Genomic DNA, 24,549 nt, shown 5'->3' with positions numbered 1-24,549 from the left:
ATGAGCGATGTATAGTATGTTTTATAGATTGTGTTTACAGCTAGCTGTTGTCTGCTGGGGTGGGATATCACTTCAGTCTTGCGCTACTGAACCTATAGAAGAAAACAAGATAGAGCGTGTTATTGACCTAGCAATAAGGCGAATTTATGATTCGGATCAAGTTGGTGATTTTGAGCAGATAAATCAACAGGGAGTTATGAGCTATTTTACTGCAGATGAGCTGGAAGTATTAGCCAATGATTATTGGGTTTTTGATGTTTCTACAGATGTTGAGGTTTTTATCTGTCGAGACATAAGACAAAGAGAATTGCCTTTTTGGTTGCCTCAGCGTAAGTTTCAAAAAACTTCGGATACCGTTAATAACGATAATGTTACTTATGAAGTCTGGAGCAAAACATTTGAAAAAGGGCGAGTTCGTCTAGGAATTAACGGTTTTGATAGACATAGGTATGTTTATTTTGTTATTGTTAAAGGGCTGGATGATGAAAAAGATATTGAGCTAACTCCCATATGGCCTATTGCTCAAGAAGTCAACCCTGTTGAGAGAGGAAGTGTAATTTATCATGATTGGGATGAACTTACTTTAACTCAAATGCCAGATTCTTTTAAAGGAGGATACATATTACCAACAAATCGAGGAAGGTCAAGAGAGGCTCATCTTATAGATGCTTTTCGGCGAACAGACTTTCCCGCTGCCAATATACCAGATCAATTTATACGGACATGGACTGATGATCCTCGGACTACACTCAATATCAGCTGGAGAACAAGTATGGATGTAAGTAAGAGTATGATGAAATATTGGGAGAAAGGAAGTCAGGATACTATTATGGCAGAAGGTAAGGAAACCATAATTAGTGATGTGTTATTGTCAAATAATCCCGATGTTAAAAGATATCATGTTAAACTTGAAAAGCTTAAACCTGGAAGTACCTATGAATTTACGGTTGTTTCGGATGATATAGAAATAGAAAGCCAAATGTTTACTACGGATTCAGGAGATGGAATTTTTGAATTTGGATGGTTTGGTGATATACATAATGATGAACAATGGGGAAAGAATTTGCCGCGATGGAAAGCGATGTATCCCAATGCTAAATTTTATTTGCAAGTCGGTGATTTAGTAAATACAGGACAATATAGAGACCAATGGGATAGGTTATTAGCTGCTGCTAGGCCTATAATGAAGGACAAGCCTTTTATGGCTGTTCCAGGTAATCATGATAGTCAGGAAGGGCTTTTCCCCAATATGTATTTAAAACAGCTAAGCTATCCACATAATGGACCCAATAATTTACCGAAGGGATTAAGTTATAATTTTGTTTACGGCAATACTTTTTTCCTGATGTTAGATATAGTTACTTTCTCGGTAAAGGATCAAGAGGCTTGGGTTGAAAACCTGCTTAAAAATAGCAAAGAACGATTTAAAGTAGCTGTGTTTCATTTTGCACCGCATACAGAAGAAGCAGATTATAATGAAATTTCGGAAGGTTTAGGGCGTTTATTTGATCGTTACGAAGTGGATTTAGTACTAACTGGGCATTTTCATTATTACTACCGAACGGCTGTAGATAACGATACACTTAAACATCCAGTATATGTAATGTCTGTCGGGACTAAAGAGAAGGACGATGAAATGGAAGTAAAAAAAGGATGTTTTGGTGTACATAAGGGGTATTTATATCAGCATGTAAAAGTAGATAATTCTAGTTTGTACTTAACTAGTATAGATAGCTTAGGGACTAAAATAGATGAATTTAGAATAACGAAAACCAATTAATATGAAGAATACTTTTATAGTTATTTTGTTTATGCTGGGAGTAACTTTTGCTTCGGCACAGCAATCACATTCTACTGTGGTTCAACAAAGCCTTATTTTTCCTCTTCAGGAAGAGCATGTTCATGGAAGCTCTATTGTAGAACTACCTGATGGAGATCTTTTAACCTCGTGGTTTCAAGGCTCGGGCGAACGAACAGCTGATGATGTCCGAATTATGGCTTCAAAGTTTTCACAAAGGACAAAAAAGTGGTCTAGTCCTTATTTGCTTGCAGATACAGAGGGGTTACCTGATTGTAACCCTGTTCTTTATTTAAATGGCGGTAAGCTTTTTTTAATTTGGATAGCTGTACAGGCTAATAGATGGGAATATTCGATCTTGAAGGTTAAATCAACAACGGATTTTATGGGAGAGAAGGTGAGTTGGCAATGGCAGGATAATATACTGTTAAAGCCAGGAGACGAGTTTGTCACGGAGGTTCGTGAAAAATTTAAGCAGCTCCCAAATTTAGGCAGAGGTTGGGCTGAATATGCGCCTCGTTATGATGATATGATTATATCGGCCAGTAAAGATCTTATGAAGCGATCTTTTGGTTGGATGACGAGAATTAAGCCTTTGATACTTGAGGATAGTAAAATATTGTTACCAATATATTCAGACGGACTTAATTTTTCTATGATAGCAATTAGTCAGGACAATAGTGAAACATGGAAAAGTAGTATGCCTATTGTAGGTAGAGGAAATATACAGCCAACATTAATTAGTAAGCTTAATGGTGATATCGTGGCATATATGAGAGATTCTGGTGATGCTCCTTCTCGTATGCATAAAAGTATATCAAAAGATAAAGGGCAAACATGGTCAGTCTCTGAAAAAACAGATATGCCAAGTAGTGCAAGTCTTGATATAGTGAAGCTTAGAGATGGTAGATGGTTATTGGTCCTTAATGATACAGATAGTGAGCGTTATAAATTATCCTTGTACCAATCTAATGATGAGGGGGCTTCTTGGAAGTTTGCTCACCATCTTATTAATGATACTAAAGATAAAGGAAGATATTCTTATCCAGCTATGATTGTCGGTCAAGATGGTAAGGTGCACTTAACTTATTCACATCATAAAACAGGACAGCAGAAATCAATCATTTATACAATGATTGATCCCGATAAAATAGAACGTTAACCGATATTTTAAAATATACAAATTATGAAGAAGCTAACATTAATATTATTGATTTTTTTATGTCTTTTTCTGGGCTGCAAGTCAGGAAAGAATCAAAAACAGAATCTACCTTACCATGAAGATATAGTCTATATACAGGATTATGCGGTCAAATATAAATATGACGGTGACGGTGTGTTGCTTAATATGGGCATTGACCGCAATGAGAATATTCAGATTTTGAGTAATAAAGGTTTGTTGCGACTGACAAATGGAGAATTGTTATGGCCAGGTAAAGTGGTTGAAGACAATTCTTATAGATTCATGTCTGATAAAAATATTGTTTCTATAGAGGAGGTGGATAAACAGTTTGTTTATCTCGATAGTAAGCATATTTTTAGTAATGCATGGGCTGGAAGTTTATTTGTAGAACACCATGTTGTTAATCCTAAGGGGTTTGTCCCGTATCAAAAAGACGCTTTTATAGTTTATAGCAATTCTGTAGTTAATTTTGTACAAGGAGGAAAAGTTGTCTGGAATAAAGAATTAAACGGTGAGACAGTCCTTTCTATAATACAATCTTCTTCGAAGCCTACAACTTTCTATGCGTTAACATCTGCGCATATTTATCAGGGAGATGTATTGTCTGGTGAAGTAAAAGAAGTATATGTTGGTGATGCTTTGGCTGCAATAACTGAATATCAAGGGAAGCTTGTGTTAGCACATCATAAAAAGGGCTTAATATATCTGGACGATAATTTTCAGAAAATCCGTGTTTTAGACAAACTACCTTCGTTAGATCTTACTTATGTAAAATCCATAGGCAATGATTTATGGGTTGGCAGTAAGGCTGGAGCGTTTAAAATAAACAGTGAAGATCAAATTGCTTATTATGCGAGTAAACGTTGGTTGGTTGACGACAGTGTTTTGAAAATATCAGCAATGGGAAATGATGATGTGTTGCTGCTCACAGAAAAAGGTCTTTCTCAAATTGTTTTCAAAGAGATGACATTAGCAGATAAAGCAACGTTTTATGAGAAGCAAGTTCGGCAGAGACATATAAGGAATGGCTTTAATGCTACTGTTCGTGGGATGGTTGATGGCAACTTGGGAATGGGATATATGGAGGACTCAGATAATGATGGATTATGGACTTCTATGTATCTAGGATCCCAGGTATTTCGTTATGCTGTAACAAAAGATAAAGAGGCTTTACAAAACTGTAGAGAATCGTTGGATGCTATGGAAAGACTATTTACAATTAATCCTGTGAAAGGCTTTGCCGCACGATCCTATGAACGCACAGGGCATAAAGAATTGCTAGGTGGTCCCGAGCACTGGTTGAAATCACATGAAGAAGACTGGGATTGGAAATCAACGACTAGTAGTGATGAGGCAATAGGACATATATTTGTATATGGAGCTGCAGCAGAACTTATAGACGATGTTGAGGTAAAACAACAGGCGATTCGCTTGATCGATTCAATGATGACGCACATCATTGAAAATGATATGTACCTCGTTGATTTTGATGGTAAACCTACTTTATGGGGACGTTGGAACCCTGAATATGTGAACAGTTTTGCTAAAAATATAGGTGATAGAAAATTGAACTCATCAAATATTATAGCTATGCTACAAACAGCTTATCATTTTACAAAGAAAGATGTATTTAAAGATAAAGCTTATGAGTTAATGGATAAACACGGATATCTAGAAAATCTCATGCGTCCAATGAGTGATATTGCTAAAGCAGGTGATAGTCAGGATGATCTTAGTCAATTGCTATCAACACATTGGAATCACTCTGATGATGAAATGTATTTCTTAGGTTATTGGGGCTTGTATAGATATGCTTTTACAGATGAACTGAAATTAAAGTATAAAGAGACAATTTTGGATCATTGGGAAGCGGAAAAACCAGAGAAAGATGGGCTGTGGAATATCATGACTGCTCTTACCGGTGTTTCAGAATTTGGTTTGGGTGATGCTGTCTGGTATTTGCAAAAATACCCTTTAGATCTTGTGGATTGGACGATAACTAATAGCAATAGAAAAGATATTCAGTTTATAGAAGAAAACTTTAGAAATCAATTTACGAAAGAAGTATTGCCTCCTTCTGAACTCCGTATATCAAGACATAATGCAAATAGATTTGGATTAGATGGCAGTGGTGATGGTCGATCTGAATGTAGTGCTGGGGATATTTGGTTATTACCCTATTGGATGGGGAGATACCTGGAAGTAATTAAGTAATGTAATTTCTTTTGGTATTATGAATTTCCGTTGTTTAGTTTTCGCAGTAATTACTATGTTGTTTTTCGGCAAGGAACAATATCTATACTCACAAGAATTCTCCGTCTCTGAAGCAACTATATCAATTTTTACTAAAGATCAAGGGGAATTAAGACGTACTATAAAAGTATTGCAAGAGGAGGTCTTTAAACGAACAGAAATTCATGTTTCTATCCATAGAACTAACCTATCTACGAATAGTTTAACAATTATTTTAGGGCTGGAGAAGGATGTCGAACAATTATCCCTACAGGATAGAGAATTAATTCAGAAGATGCCCAGTATTGAAAACGAAGGCTTTAAATTCTTGGTGCATCCTGAACGTAAAACGATCTTTATAATTGGTCACGACAGTAGAGGGCTTTTGTATGGTGTTGGCTATTTTTTGAGAAAGACAGAGATGCGTCCTTCCAAGATTACGCTATCTACATTACTGAATAGATCTTCAAGCCCTAAGTACGCTGTAAGGGGGCATCAGCTTGGTTATAGGCCAAAAACTAATTCGTATGATGCTTTTACTGTAGCCCAGTTTGATCAATATATAAGAGAGCTTGCTATATTTGGTGCAAACACTATTGAGATATTGCCGCCTATTACAGACGACGAGTTTAGTAGTCCACATATGAAACTGACGGCTGCCGAAATGATTGTCGAGCAATCACGTATATGTGAGGAGTATGGTTTAGATGTTAGTATGTGGTTCCCTAATATTGGAACTGATTATTTACACCCAGACTCAATAAGAGAGGAGCTTGATTATAGAGAAAGTGTGTTTTCTTCGCTTCCAAAACTTAATGCTTTATTTGTTCCGGCGGGTGATCCAGGTGATTTAGAGCCTAAAGTTTTGTTTACTTGGCTTGAACAAGTAGCTAGATTACTAAAAAAACATCACCCTAATGCCAAAATATGGTTGTCACCGCAGTTTTTTAATCCCACTGATGAATGGTTTACAACATTTTTTGATTACATAAACCGCGAATATGAATGGTTGGGTGGTGTAGTCTTTGGGCCATGGGTTAATATGCCTATACAAGAGATTCGTAATCGTCTTAATTCGTCTATTCCTATTAGGCGATATCCCGATATTACGCACAATTATAGTTGTCAATATCCAATTCATGATTGGGACTCTGCTTGGGCATTGACGCTAGGCAGAGAGAGCATAACACCGAGGCCTTATAGTATGAAAAAAACACATAACGCTTTACATCGCTATGGTATTGGTAGCATTACGTATTCAGAAGGTACTAATGATGACATCAATAAATTTATTTGGACTGGTCAAGATTGGGATCCCGAGACTAAGGTAATTGAAACTCTAAGAGACTATACACGTTTTTTCATAGGAGCAGATCATACTGAAGCAGCTGCTTTAGGTTTTATAGATTTGGAAAATAACTTAAAAGGGCCGCTTTTAACTAACCAGCGTGTTTTGCAAACATTACGTCGCTGGCAACATATAGAAGAGCATGTTCCTTTATCAATACGTCAAAACCCAAGATTTCAGATGGGGTTGATTCGTGCGTACTTTGATGCTTATACTTATCGTAGACTTTTTTATGAAACTGAAATAGAACAGCAAGTACGATATTTATTAGAACAGGCAAAAGGAGATAGTTTAACAAAAAATATTCAAGAGGCACTAAATATTTTACAGAGAACCCAGCAGCAGACGGTGGCACAGGATTGGAAGGAGAAGTGTATTGCCTTAGCTGATTCGTTATTCAGTAGTATAGGCGCTCAATTGACTGTTGAAAAGCATGGAGGACGGGAGGAACGAGGGAATTTTATAGATCATATTGATATGCCTTTAACTGATAGTCCTTGGTTACTAGCACAGCTTAAGGAAATTGAACGGTTACCTCATAGAGCTGAAAAGGAAAAGCGGATATATTCCTTATTGTATCGTACAGATCCTGGACCTGGCGGCTTTTATGATCATTATGGTACTATGGCTAGTACTGATCGTATTGTTATTAATTCTAGCTTATGGGATGATCCTGGAAGTTTAAGATCGCCACGTGAAGGCTTTAACATTAAGGTACTTAATGCTTCTCAGAGAGAAGCTACTCCCTTAGCTTGGTTAAAACAGGTTGAGACTCTTTATGATCAGCCATTACAAATCTGCTATAAAGACTTAGATACTAAAGGGAATTATAAAATTAGAATAGCCTATACAGGCCGATTTAAATCACATGTCAAGTTGGTTACAGATGATGACTTCGTGATTCATGATTATTTACTTCTTGGGCAACAGCCAGTGTATGAGTTTCAGGTTCCCGCTAGCTCGACAGCTGACGGTCAAATAACTTTTACTTGGAGCTGTAAAGTGGGGGAACGAGGATTGCAGGTGGCTGAAATATGGTTAATAAAAGAGTAAGGATATGCTTGAATTAAAAAAAGACCATCTTCTAAAAAAGATAAAGGGTGGACAGAATGTATATGGCACTTGTATAAGTTCAATTGCGCCTCATTGGCCTGTGGCTGCAAAAAAAGCTGGTTTAGACTTCGTTTTTATAGATACTGAACATATTGCTTTAGATCGAAGTCAGCTTGCTACTCTATGCCAGTTATATGAAGCCTTAGGTATTAGTCCTATTGTGCGTATACCAAACCCTGATAGTTATTTAGCTTGTCAGGCCATCGATGCTGGAGCACGTGGGGTCGTGGCACCTTATGTGGAGTCAGTAGAGCAGATAACCCAATTGACAGCTGCGGTTAAATATCGCCCATTAAAAGGCGAGGTTTTAACCAGTTATCTCTGTGGCGAAAAACTAATGACAAAGCATATGCAAGATTACTTGCAAGCCTATAATTACGGGAATATATGTATTGCTAATATAGAAAGTGTCCCTGCTATCCAACGTTTGGACGAGCTCTTGTCAGTTGCTGGACTAGATGCGGTATTTATAGGGCCGCATGATTTATCCGTGAGTATGGGGATTCCGGAAGAATATGATAATCCGTTATTTGAGGAGGCACTTACTACTATTATTAAAAAATGTAGAGAAAGAAAAATTGCGGTTGGTGTTCATTTTTCTTTGGAAGTAGAAAGACAGCTTAGATGGGTTAAAGTCGGAGCTAATTTGGTTATTCATAGTTTTGATGTTGCTTTATTTAGTCAACGACTTTGTAATGATATTTTCTTTATTAAAAATGAAATGGGCGACACATTTAATGAAAGTAGCGGCAAAGATTTAATTGTATGATTACGTGTTGTAACTGGTTGCTATACAGTTGTGGTTCTGTTTTCGTCGTTTAAACTTAATTAGCTAAGATGTGCAATTTATAGGCTAATATGCTATAATATTCACACTGTTACATGTGTTATTTTTGTCTAGAAAGAATTGGTTTTTTAGAATAAATACTTTCTATTTTAACTAAGTTAGAAAGTTTTGTTAGCATAAATATAAAACTAATACTAGTTAATCTATGTGGAATGATTTGAATATAAAAAAAATATACTATTTATGAACAAGCCAATAATGAACACTCTATTTTTCCTCTGTGCACTTTTTTTTGCGAGTTCCTGTAACTCTAAGGCAGAGAATTCTCAATTTAAAATGGTTGATTCATCTGATGTCTTTAAGGATGGGGAATATTTTGCCGAGGCCCATGCTTCGACCTTAGTAAGGTTAGATAATGGAGAAGTCTTGGCTTCTTGGTTTGGAGGTACAAAGGAAGGTAATGATGATGTGGGTATATGGCTGGCTCGAAAAACGAATGGTAATAATTGGTCTAAGTCGATACAGATTGCAAAGATTAGAGATGATGCCCATTGGAATCCTGTCTTGTTTGTTGATAATTCTAAGCAGGTACATTTATTTTTTAAAGTAGGGAAAAAAATTCCTACCTGGGAAACTTGGCTTATGAGTTCCACAGATGGTGGTCACACTTGGAGTGAACCTGTTGAACTTGTCGAAGGAGATCGAGGAGGTAGAGGACCGGTACGTAATAAACCTATTATATTAAGTAATGGTAATTGGATTGCAGGAGCTTCTACAGAAGAAGGAGCATGGATACCCTTTGTTGATATTAGTAAAGATGATGGACAAAGTTGGCAACGATCTGCCGATATAAATTTTGATACAGTAGAGGTTAAAGGAAAAGGTATGATACAACCTACTCTGTGGGAGTCTACTCCAGGTAAAGTACATATGCTATTGCGTACAACAAGTGGGTTTATTTACCGCAGTGATTCAGAAGATAACGGACAAACATGGTCAGAAGCTTATAGTATAGGTCTTCCCAATCCGAATAGCGGTATTGATTTAGTGAAGATGAAAAATGGTGATCTTGCATTACTTTATAACCCTGATAGCAAAGACTGGGGGTCAAGAGGTGAGTTACGTTTGGCGCTATCAAAAGATAATGGTTCAACATGGAAGGATGTGTTTACATTAGAAAGTGGTGATCCGAAAGATGAGTACTCATATCCAGCTATTATTTCGTGGGATAATACTTTGGGAATGACGTATACCTTTAATCGTAAAACAATTGTGTTTCGTGAATTGACGATAAGCAAATAAAAATAAGCTACTTAGCTGTAGCTTTTATAAACCAATTAATAATATTATTTCAAAATAAATTTATACATGTAACATTTGAGATTAAACTATTTAATTATGAGAATTAAGTACAAAGTTTTGAAACTGGTTGCATTGGTTTTGTGTTGCCAATATATTATTGGCATTCCCCAATCTTTTGCACAGCAAAGAGCTGAATATACAGGGATAGTATATTCGTCTGGAACCAATACTCCACTGGAAGGGGTAAGTGTTGTCGTAGCTCAAACGGGAAAAGCGACTTCTACGGATAAAGAAGGGAAGTTTACCATAAGTTTAACTTCTAGAGAGTCAAGTCTTAGGTTTTCTTTTGTAGGCTATCAGAGCAAAGAGGTTGTTAGAGGTCAAGAGTCTAACTTTACGGTTTATTTAGATCCTGCTGAAGGATCTATTGATGCGGTAGTCGTTACAGCGCTAGGCATTAAAAGAGAAGAACGCTCGTTGGGTTATTCGGTTGGTAAAATTGGAGGCGAGAGTCTCACAAAGGTTACACAAGAAAATGTATTTGGTGGTATGACCGGAAAAATTGCTGGTGTTACACTAAATCAAACGGGAGGTGTAGGTTCTTCGGTTAGTATGGTTATTCGTGGAGCTACCTCTTTAAGTTCTGATAACCAACCTTTATTTGTTGTTGATGGGGTTCCCATATCCAGTAGCGTAAACAATGTAAGGGGAATGGGAGATCGTAACGAAGTGGATTATGGTAATGGTGTTGCCGATATTAATCCAGACGACATAGAGAGCATGACAATATTAAAAGGACCTAGTGCAGCAGCGTTATATGGCTCACGTGCAGGAAATGGAGTCGTCATGATTACTACTAAATCAGGTAGGAAGGGTGAGAAAACGAAAGTTAATTTCACAACAAGTAATGTGTTTGAAAAACCTTATCGTTATTTGGATCTCCACTATAAATTTGGACCTGGCGATAGAGTAGGGCTTTTTGACGAATCGTCTGGTTATTGGTCAGGACCTGAGCTTGATAAAGGTATTAAAGAAGTTCAGTGGAATAGTCCTACAGATGCAAATGGACAGAAAATTCCGACTGAATTGCGATCCTATCGGGACAATATGAAAAACTTTGTTAATACCTCGTTCTCCTCCACTAATAACTTATCTCTTATGGGGTCAGGTAACAAATTTGTGTATCGCTTTTCTTTAAATCATTTAAATCATAAGGGACTAATTCCGAATTCAGATCTTTATAGAAATGGTCTGAACTCCAGTATCAGTTATGATTTTAGAGACAATCTAAAATTATCAACTAATATTAATGTGGTTCGATCCAACTCTAATCAAATGCCATCAACAGGTAATAGAGGAGGAAGTCCTTTGCAAGCTGTTTATAGTTATCCCCATGTCGATATTCGTGATCTGAAAAATTATTGGGAAGATGGTCAAGAGCATATTAAGCAACGTCAGGTTGCGCCAGAGATGGATAATCCTTATTTTTTAGCTTATGCCTTAACGAATGGTTTTGTAAGAGATCGTGTGTACGGTAATATTAAGCTAGATTGGACGATCAATCCTAATGTATCAGCGTTCTTTAGAGCTGCTGAATCTAGATCAAACGAACAAAGAGAAACGAAGATACCCTGGAGCTATAGTCGGGATATGAAAGGTGGTTACCACTTACAAGATCTTACTGATAAAGAGAATAACTTTGACTTTCTTTTTACCTATAAAGGGACAGATAATGGTAGCGATTTTAAATACTCTGCTTCTGGTGGAGGTAACTATATGTATAGATATTGGTCAGATTTTTACTCAGGATCTGATCGTAATGCAGGACTTACTATCCCAGGATTGTATCGGCTAGATAATATTCCAAGATCGGGGCTGAATACATATAATCGTAATTATAAAAAGATGGTTCTTAGCATGTACGCTATGGCAAACTTAAGTTATAAAGATCAACTTTATTTAGATATCACGGCAAGAAATGACTGGTCAAGTACTTTAGGGGAGAATAAACGTTCATATTTTTATCCATCAGCTTCTTTAAGCTGGGTAGCCAATGAAACCTTAGCATTACCAGATCAAATTTCGATGTTAAAGTTCAGGACAGGTTGGGCACAGGTAGGTAATGACACAGGTCCTTATCAGTTAGACCCAGCGCTTGGGCTGGGTAAGTGGGGCGATATAATTTACAGTGACGTACCCGGCACTCTATACAATCGTGATTTAAAACCAGAGATTGCAACATCTTCTGAGTTTGGACTTGATTTAAATATGTTTTCCAATAGATTACGCTTTGAAGGAACTTACTATCAGGCACAAAATAAAAATCAAATATTATCTGTTGAAATGCCTGGTTCGGCAGGTTACTCTCGAAAAAATATTAATGCGGGAAAACTTGAGAGTCGTGGATGGGAGTTTACTTTAGGTGGTACACCAATTAAGCAGGAAAATGGGTTAACTTGGGATGTTAATGTGAGTTTTACAAGAACTAGGACAAAGATTCTTGAACTAACTCCAGGTATTGATTATATTAATTTTTGGGACGAGAATGGGGCGGGGGCATATACATGGGTAGGGCAAGAAGTTGGAAATATCTACAGTAGGGGGTATGCATATGTAACGGATCCTACATCTGAATATTATAGATGGCCTCTTCTTAGTAAAAATGGTGAGTGGCAAAGGGTCGATACAAAAGAAGCTATGATCAAAGTGGGGAATTTTAACCCCAATTTCTTGGCGGGTATGCAATCTACATTTAATTACAAGAGGTTTAGCCTTAGCTTTAGTTTAGATTGGCGTAATGGGGGACAGTTTCAATCTTTCACGTATAGATATGCAGGTTCCGATTGGAAGTCACAGATTCAGTTGGACAATATGATACCTGGCGGCCTATATTCACCCGAGGAATTAGCTAATTTGTTGCGATCGGATCCTGAAAAGTACATTATCCCACGAAATGGAAATTATCCTCGAGTTGGTGGATTGACTAAAGAAACAGGTGGTTTTTATTATGATAGTGGTAGTTTTGCTTCTTATGATGGTTCATTTACCCCTGGTGTTATTGGTGTTTATGATAATGATGGTAAACTAGTTGGTTATAAAGAAAATCTAGGTGAGGATGGAACTGTTGTTTTTGAATCGTCCGATCAATATCCTTGGAATTATAATCAGGACATTACTTTTGATGCTGACTATTTAAAATTACGTGAACTGTCTATTGGCTACGATGTGCCTAAAGTGAAAGGAATTTCAAATTTACGTGTTTCTGTGTTTACTAGAAATATCATGCTTTGGAATAAAGCGAAAATTGGTGTAGATCCAGAACGGGCTTTTAAAGCTTCGAGCAATGGTAATTTTCAACAAGGTATAGAAATGAATAATGTGACTCCTTGGACAATACCTTTTGGTGTTAAATTAGATCTTACTTTCTAACCATAAAAATTCGATCATGAAAAAGATACTCTTATACAGCTTTATGGTTACACTGCTTATAACAATAAGTGGTTGTGATAAGAAACTGAATGAAATCAATGTTAACCCTAACGGTGTTGACTTATCAAGTGCTAATGTCAATCTATTATTACCAGGTATTTTGTCTCGTGTATCTGAACACTATACAGATTTAGATTTCAGTTACACAAGTGGTGTTGTTCAACATTTACAACGTGATGGTTGGTTTACTGGCTTTAACGACTATTTATGGTCACCCGAAGATTGGGTGAAGTGGTATGATGTCTTGCGGAACAATGACCTTTTAATTAAAAATGCAAATAGAGATGGTTTTGTGTTTCACGAAGGAATAGGTTTAGTTGTGCGTGCTTTTGTATACGGTAACATTGCTGATTTATGGGGAGATGCACCATATACTCAATCTATGAAAGGTGATGAGGGAGTAACGCAACCTGTTTACGATAGTCAAGAAGAAATTTATAAAGGTGTATTGGCTGATTTGGAAAGAGCAGCAGAATTATTTTCTAAAAATGATACGCGTGGTATTATTAGTAGTAATGACCTGATTTATGCTGGTGATGCGGTTAAATGGTATAAGTTTGCTAATAGTTTGCGTTTGCGTTATGCAATGCGGTTATCTACAAAGTTGCCTCAGCAAGCTGAACAGATCATTAAAACTGTTTATAATAGCCAAGTTTATATAGACAAATCAAGTGATGATGCCAATGTAGAGTATCTAGGTAACACAGCTAATGATTCTTGGAAAGTAGCTAGTCAATTTGATACTGATGGCGGGTCAAATTATAGACGAATCAAGATTGGTAAAGGATTTTTAGATTTATTGAAATCTTGGAATGACCCCAGAATATATGTTTGGGTGCAGCCTGTGCATTGTCAGTGGGTTGAAGATCTTAATTTAAGTGTAGCTACAGATGATGCAATTAGAAAAGATGGTGTCTTACAGTCTGTCAAATCTTTAACTGATTTGGAGTATAGAGCTGAAATTGCTAAGGGACATAAATTTACAAGACATTATAACCCTACTAAATTGGGATACAAGCTTGATACCGATTTGTATGTTGGCATTGGCATCGGATTAAAGGATCCTGATAGTTATAACTTAAATCCTACTCCTGGTCAAGTAGTACAAAATCAACATGTTTCACAGCTAAATCTTGCTTATACTGAGAAAAAAGGTGGTTTTTTAAAAAGAAGAATTGCTTCTGCTTCTGAAACCTATTTTATTCTTGCTGAAGCAGCATTTAAAGGCTGGATTACGGGAGGGGCTGAAGGACACTATAATAATGGTATTAAAAACTCTTTACAAGTATGGGGAGTTGAGTCATCGTATAACACTTTGATAGCTAAACCTGCAGTGAAATTTAATAATACTTTAGAGCAACTTATCGAACAAAAATGGATAGCAAGTTGGAATAACACGGTAGAATCCTGGATGGATTTTAGACGCTTAGGACTTCCTAAACTTAAACCTGGACCAGGTTCTGCTCAAGCGGTTTTACCAGTACGCTTTATTTATGGTGATAATGAAGTGAAGTCAAATGAGAAAAATTTGAAAGAAGCCTTAACTAGATTAGAAGACACACCTTATTCTAACGTCAGAGGTAAAAATAGTCAATGGTCAAAGCCATGGCTTTTACAGGGAACAAATAAGCCTTGGTAAAAGATGAAGAAGAGCATTTTTTTTATACTTATTTTCTTATCCTTGTTTATTTCCTGTCAAAGGGGTAAAAGTGATAGTTTTGCCCTGTTAGAGAAGAAGCAGAAGGACAAGGTATGGGTTGTGGCCCATAGAGCGAATACAGGAGAAGGTCAATATCCTGAGAATTCTATTGAAACAATGGAGTCATGTATAGCCAATGATGTGGATATTATTGAAATTGATGTTAGAGAGACCATTGATGGGCATTTTGTGATAATGCATGATAAAACGGTGGATCGGACAACTAATGGAACGGGCAATGTGAGTGATATGACTTTAGAAGAAATAAAGCAATTATTACTTGTACATAATAACGATACGACAACTTATAGAGTTCCTACTTTAGAAGAGGTGTTTAAAATAATTAAAGGTAAAATACTCGTTGATTTAGATATCAAGTTTGAAGATAGTGATTCATATAAAAAGCTTATTGATTTAGCCAGTGCTTACGATGTTCAAGATCAATTACTCCTATTTTTATATGATAAGGAAGATGTTGAAAGTATTCATGAAATGGCAGTTGATCTGCAAATATTACCTCGAGCTAGGTCTTTGTCCGATATTGAGTATTTGAAGAAATATGGTTTTATAAATATTATTCATATTGATGAAAGCTATTATGACGACATGGCTATGAAGAAGCTAATAGAAGGTGGATTGCGCCTTTGGATAAATACATTAGGAGAATTTGATGAGCTTGAAAAGAGTGAAAAAAATGGTTTTGAAAGTTTTTTTTATAAAATGCCTCATGTCAATGTTGTACAGACAGATCTCGCAATAGATCTAATGAATTATTTGAAAAGTAAAAAAATGAGAAATTAGATATAACCGATCTAAAAATTTAAAAATAAAACGGGATTATAAAATTGAAAATCTTGTTTTTTTAATAGTTTTGTTTCTAATGCGTAAACTAGAAGTCCCTATTATTTTTAATAGGGACTTTTTTGTTTAGATATAGTATGCTAAGATATTATAAAACAATGTCAATATTGTACATTAAAAAGCTATGCTAGCATAGTAACTTTGAGTAGTTGATAGAAATATAAATTATAAACTTTTAGAAGTCAGCGAATTATTTTCTTAATATGTTTTTAGTTATTACTAAATATTAGCTTGTTACTATTGTTTTAGTGATTATATATAAATCAATTTGATATTAAAAATTATGAAAACATCCAATTATGAGAACAATTAGAATTAAAATTTTTAGCGTGATAGGCTTTATACTCGTTTTAGGGAATATAGCCGTATCTAATTCTCGGAATTTAACTGATATTGAATTACAGCAAATTCGAGTGACTGGTAAAATATCTTCTCAGAAGACTGGTATGCCAATTTCAGGAGTTACAGTAAGCGTTAAGGGAAAATCAGGAAGTACTATTACTTCTGAAACCGGAGATTTCACACTTAATGTAAGCAATATGTCTGATAAACTAGTTTTTACACACTTGGGCTACCAAAGTCTTGAAGCTGAAATTCCGACTTCGCGTACATTATCGGTTCATTTGGTTGAAAATGATGAACGTGTCGAAGAGGTTGTAGTTACGGCATTAGGGATTAAACGTAGTGAGCGTTCATTAGGATATTCAGTTGGTGTGCTTGATAATGAACAATTGAATAAAGTGAATAATGAAAACTTTATGAATGCAATGGCTGCAAAAACACCAGGCGTATCAATTAGCTCTACTGGAGGAACAGGTTCGTCTGTAAACATGGTTATCCGTGGGGCAACATCTTTAAGCTCAGATAACCAGCCTTTAATAGTAGTTGATGGTGTTCCAGTTCAGAATACTGTGAATAACATTGGGGAGATTGGTGATCGCAATAAAGTAGATTATGGAAACAGTATTTCAAGTCTAAACTCTGAAAATATAGCAAGTATAACTATTTTAAAGGGACCAAGTGCTGCAGCTCTTTATGGATCCAGAGCTGGTAATGGTGTTCTTTTGATAACAACAAAAAGTGCAGAAGGGTTAACTAAACCCACCATACATTTAAGTTCAAACACTGTTTTTGATATTCCTTATAAATATTTAAAAACCCAGTCGAAGTTTGGTTCAGGACAATTTTCTGCGATTCCACCTGATATTTCAGGTAGTCCTCTAACTAATCCATTTGGCAATTTAGTTGATGATAAAATTGGAGGAGGCTTTGGAGCAGAGTTAGATAAAGGTTGGGAGTCAATTCAATGGAATAGTCCTTTAAACGAAAATGGGAAATATGCGCCCCTTCCTTTGATTTCTCATCCTGATAATGTAAAAAATTTCGTCCAAACTGGTTTGACTACAACCAACGGAATTTCCATTGCAAATAACTTAGAGAAGTTGTCCTACCGAATTGCTTATAGTAATATGACTAACCAAGGTATTGTACCAAAAACTAATTTATTCAATAATACGTTAAGTCTAAATTCTATTTTAAAATTTAATGACAACCTTAGTCTGAGTACAAATGTAGATATCAGTAAAAATAATTCAGGCAATAGAGCTGCAGGGAATAGGGGGACTAACCCCTTAGAAGCGGCTTATTTACTGTCAGCTAATGTTAATATTTTGGATATGAAAGATTACTGGATTGAGGGGTTAGAAGGGTTAGAGCAAAAAACACAGGATATCCATAATTCATTTTCTAAACGTCAGTTTAATAATCCCTATTTTCTCGTCAATGAAGTGAAAAATTCATTTGTCAGGGATCGTATATTTGGTAATGTCCGTATGGATTGGAAGCCATCTACAAAACTTTCCTTTATGGCACGTTTTGCAATGGATAAGCTTGATTTTGAAAAAGAAACAAAGATAGGGCAAAGCTATAGTAGAGAAAAGAAAGGGGCCTATGGAATTAGTTTCTCTCGAAATATGGAAACTAATACAGATTTTTTAGCTTCTTACACAGATAAAGCCAATCAGTTTTCTTATTCGGTATCTGCAGGTGGAAATTGGAGGTATCAGAAAGGAAATTCTATTCACAATGCCACAAAAGCATCAGGTTCAGGTTTGATAATGCCCAATGTTTACTCCATATCTAATATTTTACCTGAAAACCTAGATTATTACGATTACCGTTCTGAAAAAGGTGTGTTAAGTTTTTATGGTTTAGCTAATTTGGGGTATGCAGATATGATATATCTGGATATTACTGGTAGAAGTGATTGGTCGAGTACGCTTCCTGGCGCTAAAGCTTATTTTTATCCGTCAGCATCTCTTAGCTTAATTGCTAATGATTTATTAAGTCTTCCTGAGTCAATTAATTTATTAAAGTTGAGAGGTGGAGTTGCTCAAGTAGGTAATGATACGTCTCCATATCAATTATTAGCTGTGTTAAATAGATATTCTACCTGGGGTGATCTTCCTAGATTAGGCACTTCATCTGTGTTGAAGAATGCCTTTCTTAAACCTGAGAAAGCCACGTCAATTGAAGGGGGGATAGATTTAAATATGTTTAATAATAGACTTAGAAGTAGTTTTACCATTTATAAAAATGATAATAAAAATCAAATTTTTAATACCAAAATGCCTCCATCTTCTGGTGCTGTCATGAAAAATATAAATTCAGGATTATTAGTAAGTAAAGGACTTGAATTTTCATTAGGAGGAAATATTGTTCAGACAAATGATTGGCACTGGAGTGTTGATGCAAATATAAGTAGAAACAGGACGCGTATAATGGAACTTTCTGACGACCTTCCTTATTTTACACTATGGGAAGATGCAAAGGGAGGGGCCTGGACATATGTTGGCGACGAAATTGGCGATATCTATGATGCGGAAGTTCGTACAGTAACTGATAAGAGTAGTCCTTATTATGGTTTTCCTTTATTAGATCAGACGGGTAAATGGGTTGCTATAGAATCGGATAATACCAAAAATAAAATAGGAAATTTTAACCCCAAATTTATGATGGGGCTTCAGTCGACTATATCTTATAAAAACATGCATTTAAGTTTTTCCTTAGACTGGAGAAATGGAGGAGATTTTATTTCACAAACCTATAGACAGTTTGAAGAAGAGGGGCGTTCTGCCTTATTTATGGATAAACTTTTTCATGCTGATAAAATGGAGGGAAAAGAGCTTCGTGATTTTCTTATGGATAATGCCGATGAACATATTAGGATAAACAGTGGTTATTTTCCTCTGGTAGGAGGCCCCACTCCTGAGTATGGAAGTGTTCCTTTTGTTTATCCACCGTATACATTACCTTATGGTGGAGTTTTTATTCCAGGTGTTTATGAAGGTAAGGATGCAAATGGAGACCCTATATTGATTGAAAACCTTGGCGAAAATCTAACTGGCAAAAATGGAACCAAAACCCTTCCTCTAGCTGGCGCTACGACCTGGTCTTTTGCTAGACCTTTCTTATATGATGCTTCATATTTAAAGTTAAGGGAAATATCGTTTACCTATGATTTGCCGTCTGCGTTTGTTCGTAAGATGCGTATGGAAAAACTGAGTGTTTCAGTGTTTAGTAGGAACATTATGCTTTGGACAAAAGCTAAGATAAATATCGATCCTGAGCAAGCTTTTCAACCTGAAGGAGGGGTGCAGGGCAATGGAAGCCAGTTTAAACAAGGTATTGAGCGTTATAATATTAATCCATGGGTTATGCCCATAGGTTTTAAATTAGGTGTTACATTTTAATTGTGCGATAATGAAAAAGATAATTCACGTGATACTAGCCTTCATACTTGTGCAGTTTACAGGTTGTAAGGATCATTTACTTGAAATGAATGTTGATCCAAATGGAGCGGATCCAAAAACAGTACATCCGAATATGGTGATGACAACTGTATTAACAAATGTTGGTAAAAACCATATGAGCCTTCATTTTGATGATATATTCGCAGGCTTAATGCAGCACACTCAAAAAGATGGGTGGGGGAGCGCACATAATGAATATGACTGGAATGGAAGTCAGAGTTGGTCGCATTATTATGACATGTTAAGAGACAATGAGCTCGTTTATAAAAGATCTGAAGAATTGGGGTATGAAATACATAAAGGCATTGCGATAACTATGCGAGCTATGCTTTTTGGTTTTATGACCGATTTATGGGGAGATGTTCCTTATACGAGCTCGTTGAAAGCTGATCTTGGAGGTAATGAAAATACCTTTCCTGAATTTACAAAGCAAGAAGATGTTTATAGAGGTGTAATTCAGGAACTTAAGGAGGCTAATGATATTTTATCAAAAAACAGAAATGATTACAGTGCAGATCCAGGCTCAGCAGATATTTATTATGGTGGCGACCCTACGAAATGGCGCAAGTTAGCAAACTCACTTTTATTACGCTTTTATATGCGTTTATCGTACAAATTACCCGATTTTTCGAAAAAAGGTATAGAGGAGATAATGAACGACCCCTCAAAATATCCAGTAATTATGGATGCGAAGGATGATGCTATGATGGGGTTCCCTGGTACAGATCCTACTGCTTCTTGGATTACTAATATAAAGTTTGATTCTAATATGTCCGGATTTCGACGTATAAAAATGTGTGCTACATTGGTAGAGCGGTTGCGAACATTATCTGACCCGCGTTTATCAGTTTGGGCTGCACGTGTCAAAACCCCTATTGTTATAGATCCAAATGCTCCTCAGGGTACTGATATAATTGTGAGTGGAGAACGTATTATATCGCCAGATAAACTAGCAAGTATGAATGTTAAGTTAGAGGATATTAATCAAAATAAAGATTATATTGGTTTACCTCCTGCTTTGGAAATTCCTCAAGGTTACAATTTAAGTCCAAGTGCTCTTCAGGCCGCAGATAATCCACATGTTTCATGGCTTAATGATATATACACCAATACTTCCCATTCCTTGTTAAAAGTGCGGTTGATGACCGCTAGCGAAGTCTTATTTATTTTGTCTGAAGCCGCATTAAAAGGTTGGTCTGTCGGGGCGTCTTCTAAAGATTATTATGAAAAAGCATTACAAGCTTCTTTAACCTCTTGGGGAATTGGTGGCGGTGATATTCTAGCTTATATGAGTCAGCCAAGTGTTGTATATAAAGGCAGTTTGGAACAACTTATCGATCAAAAATGGATAGCTAGCTGGAGTGCGGCAGGAGAAGCTTGGTTTGATTATCGAAGAACGGGTTTTCCAAAATTAACCCCTGGAGTAAATGCTAAAGGATCTGTTTTACCTGTCAGGTTCTATTATATGAATGATGAATTGAATTTGAATAAAGAGAATGCTTTAAAGGCGATCGAAGGATTGGAGGTTACAAGTTATTCTAATTTTGGAGGCGACGGAAAAAACAGCGCCTGGTCAAAACCATGGGTACTGCAAGGAACGGGTAAACCGTGGTAATAGTGATTTTTTTAAATCAAAGATATAAGTTATCGATCTAGTGCTGGAACGTTGTATGCATCGATAACACAATGCTAATAGTAATCAGATAAAATAATTATAAAATGAGAAAAATAGGTGTAAGTATAAATAAGCAAAAGCATTTGGTTTTTTATGTAATAATTGTTTCTTTTTTATGGATACAGAATGCTTACGGACAACAAAACATAACACCCGAAACAGCATTAAAATCATATCTTAATAATAAAGATAATAGTTATAAATGGTCTGTCCAGGATTCTATCATCCTTCCTCAAGGAATTGTTTACGATATAAAGTTAATTTCCCAAACCTGGAAGAATATTGTTTGGACTCACCAATTAACTGTCATTATTCCTAATAATGTAAAACAAAAAACGGCTATGTTATTTATAACAGGTGGACGTAATGAAGATGGAGAGCCTCGTTTTACAAATATTAAAAAAGATGGTTTAAGTAAGGCTTTCGGAGTTTTTGCAATACAGAACAATGCTATCACTGCGATTTTACATCAAACTCCTAATCAACCTTTATATGGCAGTAAAACTGAAGATGAGTTGATCTCATACACATTGCACAACTATAAACAGGATAAAGACTATGAGTGGCCTTTGTTGTTCCCCATGGTAAAAAGTGCGGTAAAAGCTATGGATGTGATGCAAGAATTGTCTCATGAGAAAAAAGTAACCATAGTTGATGATTTTGTTGTGTCAGGAGCCTCCAAAAGAGGTTGGACAACATGGCTAACTGGTGCTAGTGATACACGTGTAAAAGCTATAGCGCCAATGGTTATTGATATTTTGAATATGCCCATTAGTCTTCAGTATCAAATCGAAAGTTGGGGTGATTATAGTATACAGATTCAAGATTATGTAAATTTAGGAATACCCCAAAGCGCACAAAGTGCTTCCGGACAAGAAATAACAGCTATGGTGGATCCATATTCGTACAAAAAGTTTCTAACGATGCCTAAGATGTTATTTATGGGCACTAATGATGAATATTGGGTAGTGGATAATGTTAAAAACTATTTGAGCGATATTCCGGGGGATAATGTTTTACATTATGTGCCTAATGTTGGTCATAGTTTAGGTGGCAGAGAAACAACTGTTGAAGCGTTGAGTGCCTTCTTTGCAACTACTGCAAATGATAAAAAGCTGCCGGTTATAAACTGGAAGTATAAAAATAGTAGTAAGAAATCAAGTGTGGAATTTCACTTTACAACTGATGAATTGATAGGGTTTGATATTTGGCAAGCAGAATCTCGTAGTCGTGATTTAAGAAAAGCAAAATGGGAATTAGTTGATCAAAAAGTTGCGAATAAAAAGTTGAAAGTTGATCAGAAGAAACCTATGGGAGGTTACAAAGCATTTTATGTGGATTTTAAATATAAACATCCCATAGATGGTTATTATACTGTTAGTTCTAGAATATTTTTAATGGACTCAAATGGAATAATGTAATGAATTTTTTTTATGTACTATTACTCGTAAGTGTTTCAGTCTATAGCGCCCATGCACAGACATTAGTAGAGTGCCTTGGATATGATGCGAATGCTAAATTGCTGATTATTAATAATGATGACGCTGGTATGTGTTATTCTTCCAATCAAGGAACAATTTTAGGGATGGAGAATGGCTTGTTATCTTCAGCAACAATTATGTTTACTTGCGACTGGAGTCCTGCTATGGTAAAGTATGCTTTAGAAAATCCAAAGAAAAGCTTCGGCGTTCATCTGACTTTAACTTCTGAATGGAAAGGCTATAAGTGGGGAAGTGTTGCTCCATCCTCAGAGGTTTCGTCTTTACTTGATGAAAATGGGAAATTATGGGCAGGAGTGCGAGATGTCTATAAACATGCTAAACCCGAGGAAGCTTACTTAGAAGGTAAAGCACAAATCCAAAAGGCACTGGATTACGGCCTAGATATAACTCATATAGACTCTCATATGGGCACTTTTCAATTGCATCCTAAATATCTTGAAAAATATATACAATTAGCTGTCGATTTTAACCTCCCTTTAAGAATGGCTTCTCAGTCAACACATGAACGATTTAAAATGGGAGACTTGAGAAATATTTGCGAAAAAAAAGGACTTATATTTCCAGACTTTCTAGTTTATGAAGAATTGGAAAATTACAATAGTACTGATGTCGAAAGTTTTTGGGTAAATATTATCAATAACCTTTCAGTAGGAGTAACAGAGCTTTATTTGCATGCTTCCACCGAAAGCGATGAGTTAAAGGCAATTACTAATAGTTGGAAAAAGAGAGCCGAGGAACTAAATGCTTTTACTTCCAGTGAAGCTGTTAGAAATGCTTTAAAACAAAACAATGTTCACATAATCAGTTATCGTGAACTTCGAGATTTACAGCGTAATACAATAAATAATAAGAACTAATGGAAAGTAATATATTGACGAGTGTTCTTATGCCCATTGCGTTGGGAGTTATCATGTTTGGTTTAGGGCTCTCCTTAACAATCGATGATTTTAAAAGAGTATATAAGTACCCTAAGGCAGTTTTTGTAGGCTTATTTTGCCAATTGTTAATTTTACCAGTTGCTTGCTTTGGTTTGATCTATCTATTCGGTCTATCTCCTGAGCTAGCGGTAGGTTTAATGCTCTTAGCGGCTTCGCCTGGTGGTCCAACAGCCAATTTATACAGTCATCTTTTTGGAGGTAATGTTGCATTGAACATTACGTTAACAGCGGTAAATAGTGTTTTAGCTCTATTTACACTGCCTCTTATAGTGAATTTTTCAATACAACACTTTATGCATCTTCATGAAGTCGTTCCTTTACAATTAAGTAAAGTAATAGAGGTTTTTTTAATAGTTATGATTCCTGTTTCAATAGGCATGTGGGTAAACAGTAAATCAAAAAAAATGACTACAAAAATAGCAGGTATGGTGAAAATTCTTTCTGCTATTTTTTTAGTTTTAATTATTGTAGGTGCTATATATAAAGAAAAACAAAATATTGTCGTTTATTTTAAACAAGCCGGATTAGCTGCTTTGTCCTTTAATATTTTGAGTCTTATGCTTGGTTATTTTATGGCAAGAATCTTTTCTATTAACAAAAGCTCATCTATGGCTATTGCTATGGAAGTGGGGATTCATAATGGTACCTTAGCTATTTATATAGCTTTAATTGTCATTGGCAATAGTGTAGTAAGTATTCCGGCTGCTATTTATAGTATTATTATGTTTTTCACCGCACTCTTATTTGGTTATCTATTTAACGTTAAAAAAAATACTCTTGAACCTGTAGTAAAAGAATAATTAATTTTTT

Annotated in this window: 14 protein-coding genes; all 14 read left to right on the top strand. The window is 35.9% G+C overall.

Annotated features, from left to right (window positions below; translation table 11 throughout):
• Positions 1–16 precede the first annotated feature (16 nt).
• Positions 17–1,780, top strand: coding sequence for a purple acid phosphatase family protein (locus tag ORI89_RS07155; protein ID WP_268229761.1), 1,764 nt, complete (start codon positions 17–19; stop codon positions 1,778–1,780).
• Position 1,781: 1 nt separating this feature from the next.
• Positions 1,782–2,960 (top strand): sialidase family protein, encoded by a 1,179-nt coding sequence (locus tag ORI89_RS07150; protein WP_268229760.1) that lies wholly within the window; start codon positions 1,782–1,784, stop codon positions 2,958–2,960.
• Between the two features lie 24 nt (positions 2,961–2,984).
• Entirely contained in the window at positions 2,985–5,195 is a 2,211-nt protein-coding gene (locus tag ORI89_RS07145; protein WP_268229759.1) for a hypothetical protein, read from the top strand.
• 19 nt (positions 5,196–5,214) lie between these two features.
• On the top strand, positions 5,215–7,614 hold the full coding sequence (locus ORI89_RS07140; protein ID WP_268229758.1) for a hypothetical protein: 2,400 nt from the start codon (positions 5,215–5,217) through the stop codon (positions 7,612–7,614).
• Between the two features lie 4 nt (positions 7,615–7,618).
• A complete protein-coding gene (locus ORI89_RS07135; protein ID WP_268229757.1) occupies positions 7,619–8,443 on the top strand; it encodes an HpcH/HpaI aldolase family protein in 825 nt (274 codons plus the stop codon).
• A 261-nt stretch (positions 8,444–8,704) separates the two neighbouring features.
• Positions 8,705–9,763, top strand: coding sequence for a sialidase family protein (locus ORI89_RS07130; RefSeq protein WP_268229756.1), 1,059 nt, complete (start codon positions 8,705–8,707; stop codon positions 9,761–9,763).
• Positions 9,764–9,859: 96 nt separating this feature from the next.
• Positions 9,860–13,192 carry a SusC/RagA family TonB-linked outer membrane protein gene (locus ORI89_RS07125; RefSeq protein WP_268229755.1) on the top strand — a complete coding sequence of 1,111 codons (3,333 nt, stop codon included), beginning with the start codon at positions 9,860–9,862 and terminating at the stop codon, positions 13,190–13,192.
• Positions 13,193–13,208: 16 nt separating this feature from the next.
• A complete protein-coding gene (locus ORI89_RS07120; RefSeq protein WP_268229754.1) occupies positions 13,209–14,891 on the top strand; it encodes a SusD/RagB family nutrient-binding outer membrane lipoprotein in 1,683 nt (560 codons plus the stop codon).
• 3 nt (positions 14,892–14,894) lie between these two features.
• Positions 14,895–15,752 carry a glycerophosphodiester phosphodiesterase family protein gene (locus ORI89_RS07115; RefSeq protein WP_268229753.1) on the top strand — a complete coding sequence of 286 codons (858 nt, stop codon included), beginning with the start codon at positions 14,895–14,897 and terminating at the stop codon, positions 15,750–15,752.
• A gap of 359 nt (positions 15,753–16,111) precedes the next feature.
• Complete coding sequence (locus tag ORI89_RS07110) at positions 16,112–19,564, top strand: SusC/RagA family TonB-linked outer membrane protein (RefSeq protein ID WP_268229752.1); 3,453 nt, start codon at positions 16,112–16,114, stop codon at positions 19,562–19,564.
• A gap of 10 nt (positions 19,565–19,574) precedes the next feature.
• Complete coding sequence (locus tag ORI89_RS07105; protein WP_268229751.1) at positions 19,575–21,239, top strand: SusD/RagB family nutrient-binding outer membrane lipoprotein; 1,665 nt, start codon at positions 19,575–19,577, stop codon at positions 21,237–21,239.
• A 104-nt stretch (positions 21,240–21,343) separates the two neighbouring features.
• The gene (locus tag ORI89_RS07100; protein WP_268229750.1) at positions 21,344–22,720 is read left to right on the top strand and encodes a PhoPQ-activated pathogenicity-related family protein; all 1,377 of its coding nucleotides are present in this window, start codon (positions 21,344–21,346) and stop codon (positions 22,718–22,720) included.
• The gene (locus ORI89_RS07095; protein ID WP_268229749.1) at positions 22,720–23,658 is read left to right on the top strand and encodes a polysaccharide deacetylase family protein; all 939 of its coding nucleotides are present in this window, start codon (positions 22,720–22,722) and stop codon (positions 23,656–23,658) included. Before ORI89_RS07100 ends, ORI89_RS07095 begins: the two co-directional genes overlap by 1 nt.
• Complete coding sequence (locus tag ORI89_RS07090; RefSeq protein ID WP_268229748.1) at positions 23,658–24,539, top strand: bile acid:sodium symporter family protein; 882 nt, start codon at positions 23,658–23,660, stop codon at positions 24,537–24,539. The genes ORI89_RS07095 and ORI89_RS07090 overlap by 1 nt, the downstream gene beginning before the upstream one ends.
• Positions 24,540–24,549 lie beyond the last annotated feature (10 nt).

This window comes from Sphingobacterium sp. UT-1RO-CII-1, from assembly GCF_026711005.1.
Classification (GTDB): domain Bacteria; phylum Bacteroidota; class Bacteroidia; order Sphingobacteriales; family Sphingobacteriaceae; genus Sphingobacterium.
Note: the sequence above shows the minus strand (reverse complement) of the source record. Positions and strands in the feature narration are given on the sequence as shown.

Coding starts and splice junctions, on each gene's coding strand:
- ORI89_RS07145 (WP_268229759.1), top strand. CDS start 2,985: ATGAAGAAGCTAACATTAATATTATTGATTTTTTTATGTCTTTTTCTG.
- ORI89_RS07100 (WP_268229750.1), top strand. CDS start 21,344: ATGAGAAAAATAGGTGTAAGTATAAATAAGCAAAAGCATTTGGTTTTT.
- ORI89_RS07105 (WP_268229751.1), top strand. CDS start 19,575: ATGAAAAAGATAATTCACGTGATACTAGCCTTCATACTTGTGCAGTTT.
- ORI89_RS07120 (WP_268229754.1), top strand. CDS start 13,209: ATGAAAAAGATACTCTTATACAGCTTTATGGTTACACTGCTTATAACA.
- ORI89_RS07140 (WP_268229758.1), top strand. CDS start 5,215: ATGAATTTCCGTTGTTTAGTTTTCGCAGTAATTACTATGTTGTTTTTC.
- ORI89_RS07115 (WP_268229753.1), top strand. CDS start 14,895: ATGAAGAAGAGCATTTTTTTTATACTTATTTTCTTATCCTTGTTTATT.
- ORI89_RS07095 (WP_268229749.1), top strand. CDS start 22,720: ATGAATTTTTTTTATGTACTATTACTCGTAAGTGTTTCAGTCTATAGC.
- ORI89_RS07130 (WP_268229756.1), top strand. CDS start 8,705: ATGAACAAGCCAATAATGAACACTCTATTTTTCCTCTGTGCACTTTTT.
- ORI89_RS07135 (WP_268229757.1), top strand. CDS start 7,619: ATGCTTGAATTAAAAAAAGACCATCTTCTAAAAAAGATAAAGGGTGGA.
- ORI89_RS07125 (WP_268229755.1), top strand. CDS start 9,860: ATGAGAATTAAGTACAAAGTTTTGAAACTGGTTGCATTGGTTTTGTGT.
- ORI89_RS07155 (WP_268229761.1), top strand. CDS start 17: ATGTTTTATAGATTGTGTTTACAGCTAGCTGTTGTCTGCTGGGGTGGG.
- ORI89_RS07150 (WP_268229760.1), top strand. CDS start 1,782: ATGAAGAATACTTTTATAGTTATTTTGTTTATGCTGGGAGTAACTTTT.
- ORI89_RS07110 (WP_268229752.1), top strand. CDS start 16,112: ATGAGAACAATTAGAATTAAAATTTTTAGCGTGATAGGCTTTATACTC.
- ORI89_RS07090 (WP_268229748.1), top strand. CDS start 23,658: ATGGAAAGTAATATATTGACGAGTGTTCTTATGCCCATTGCGTTGGGA.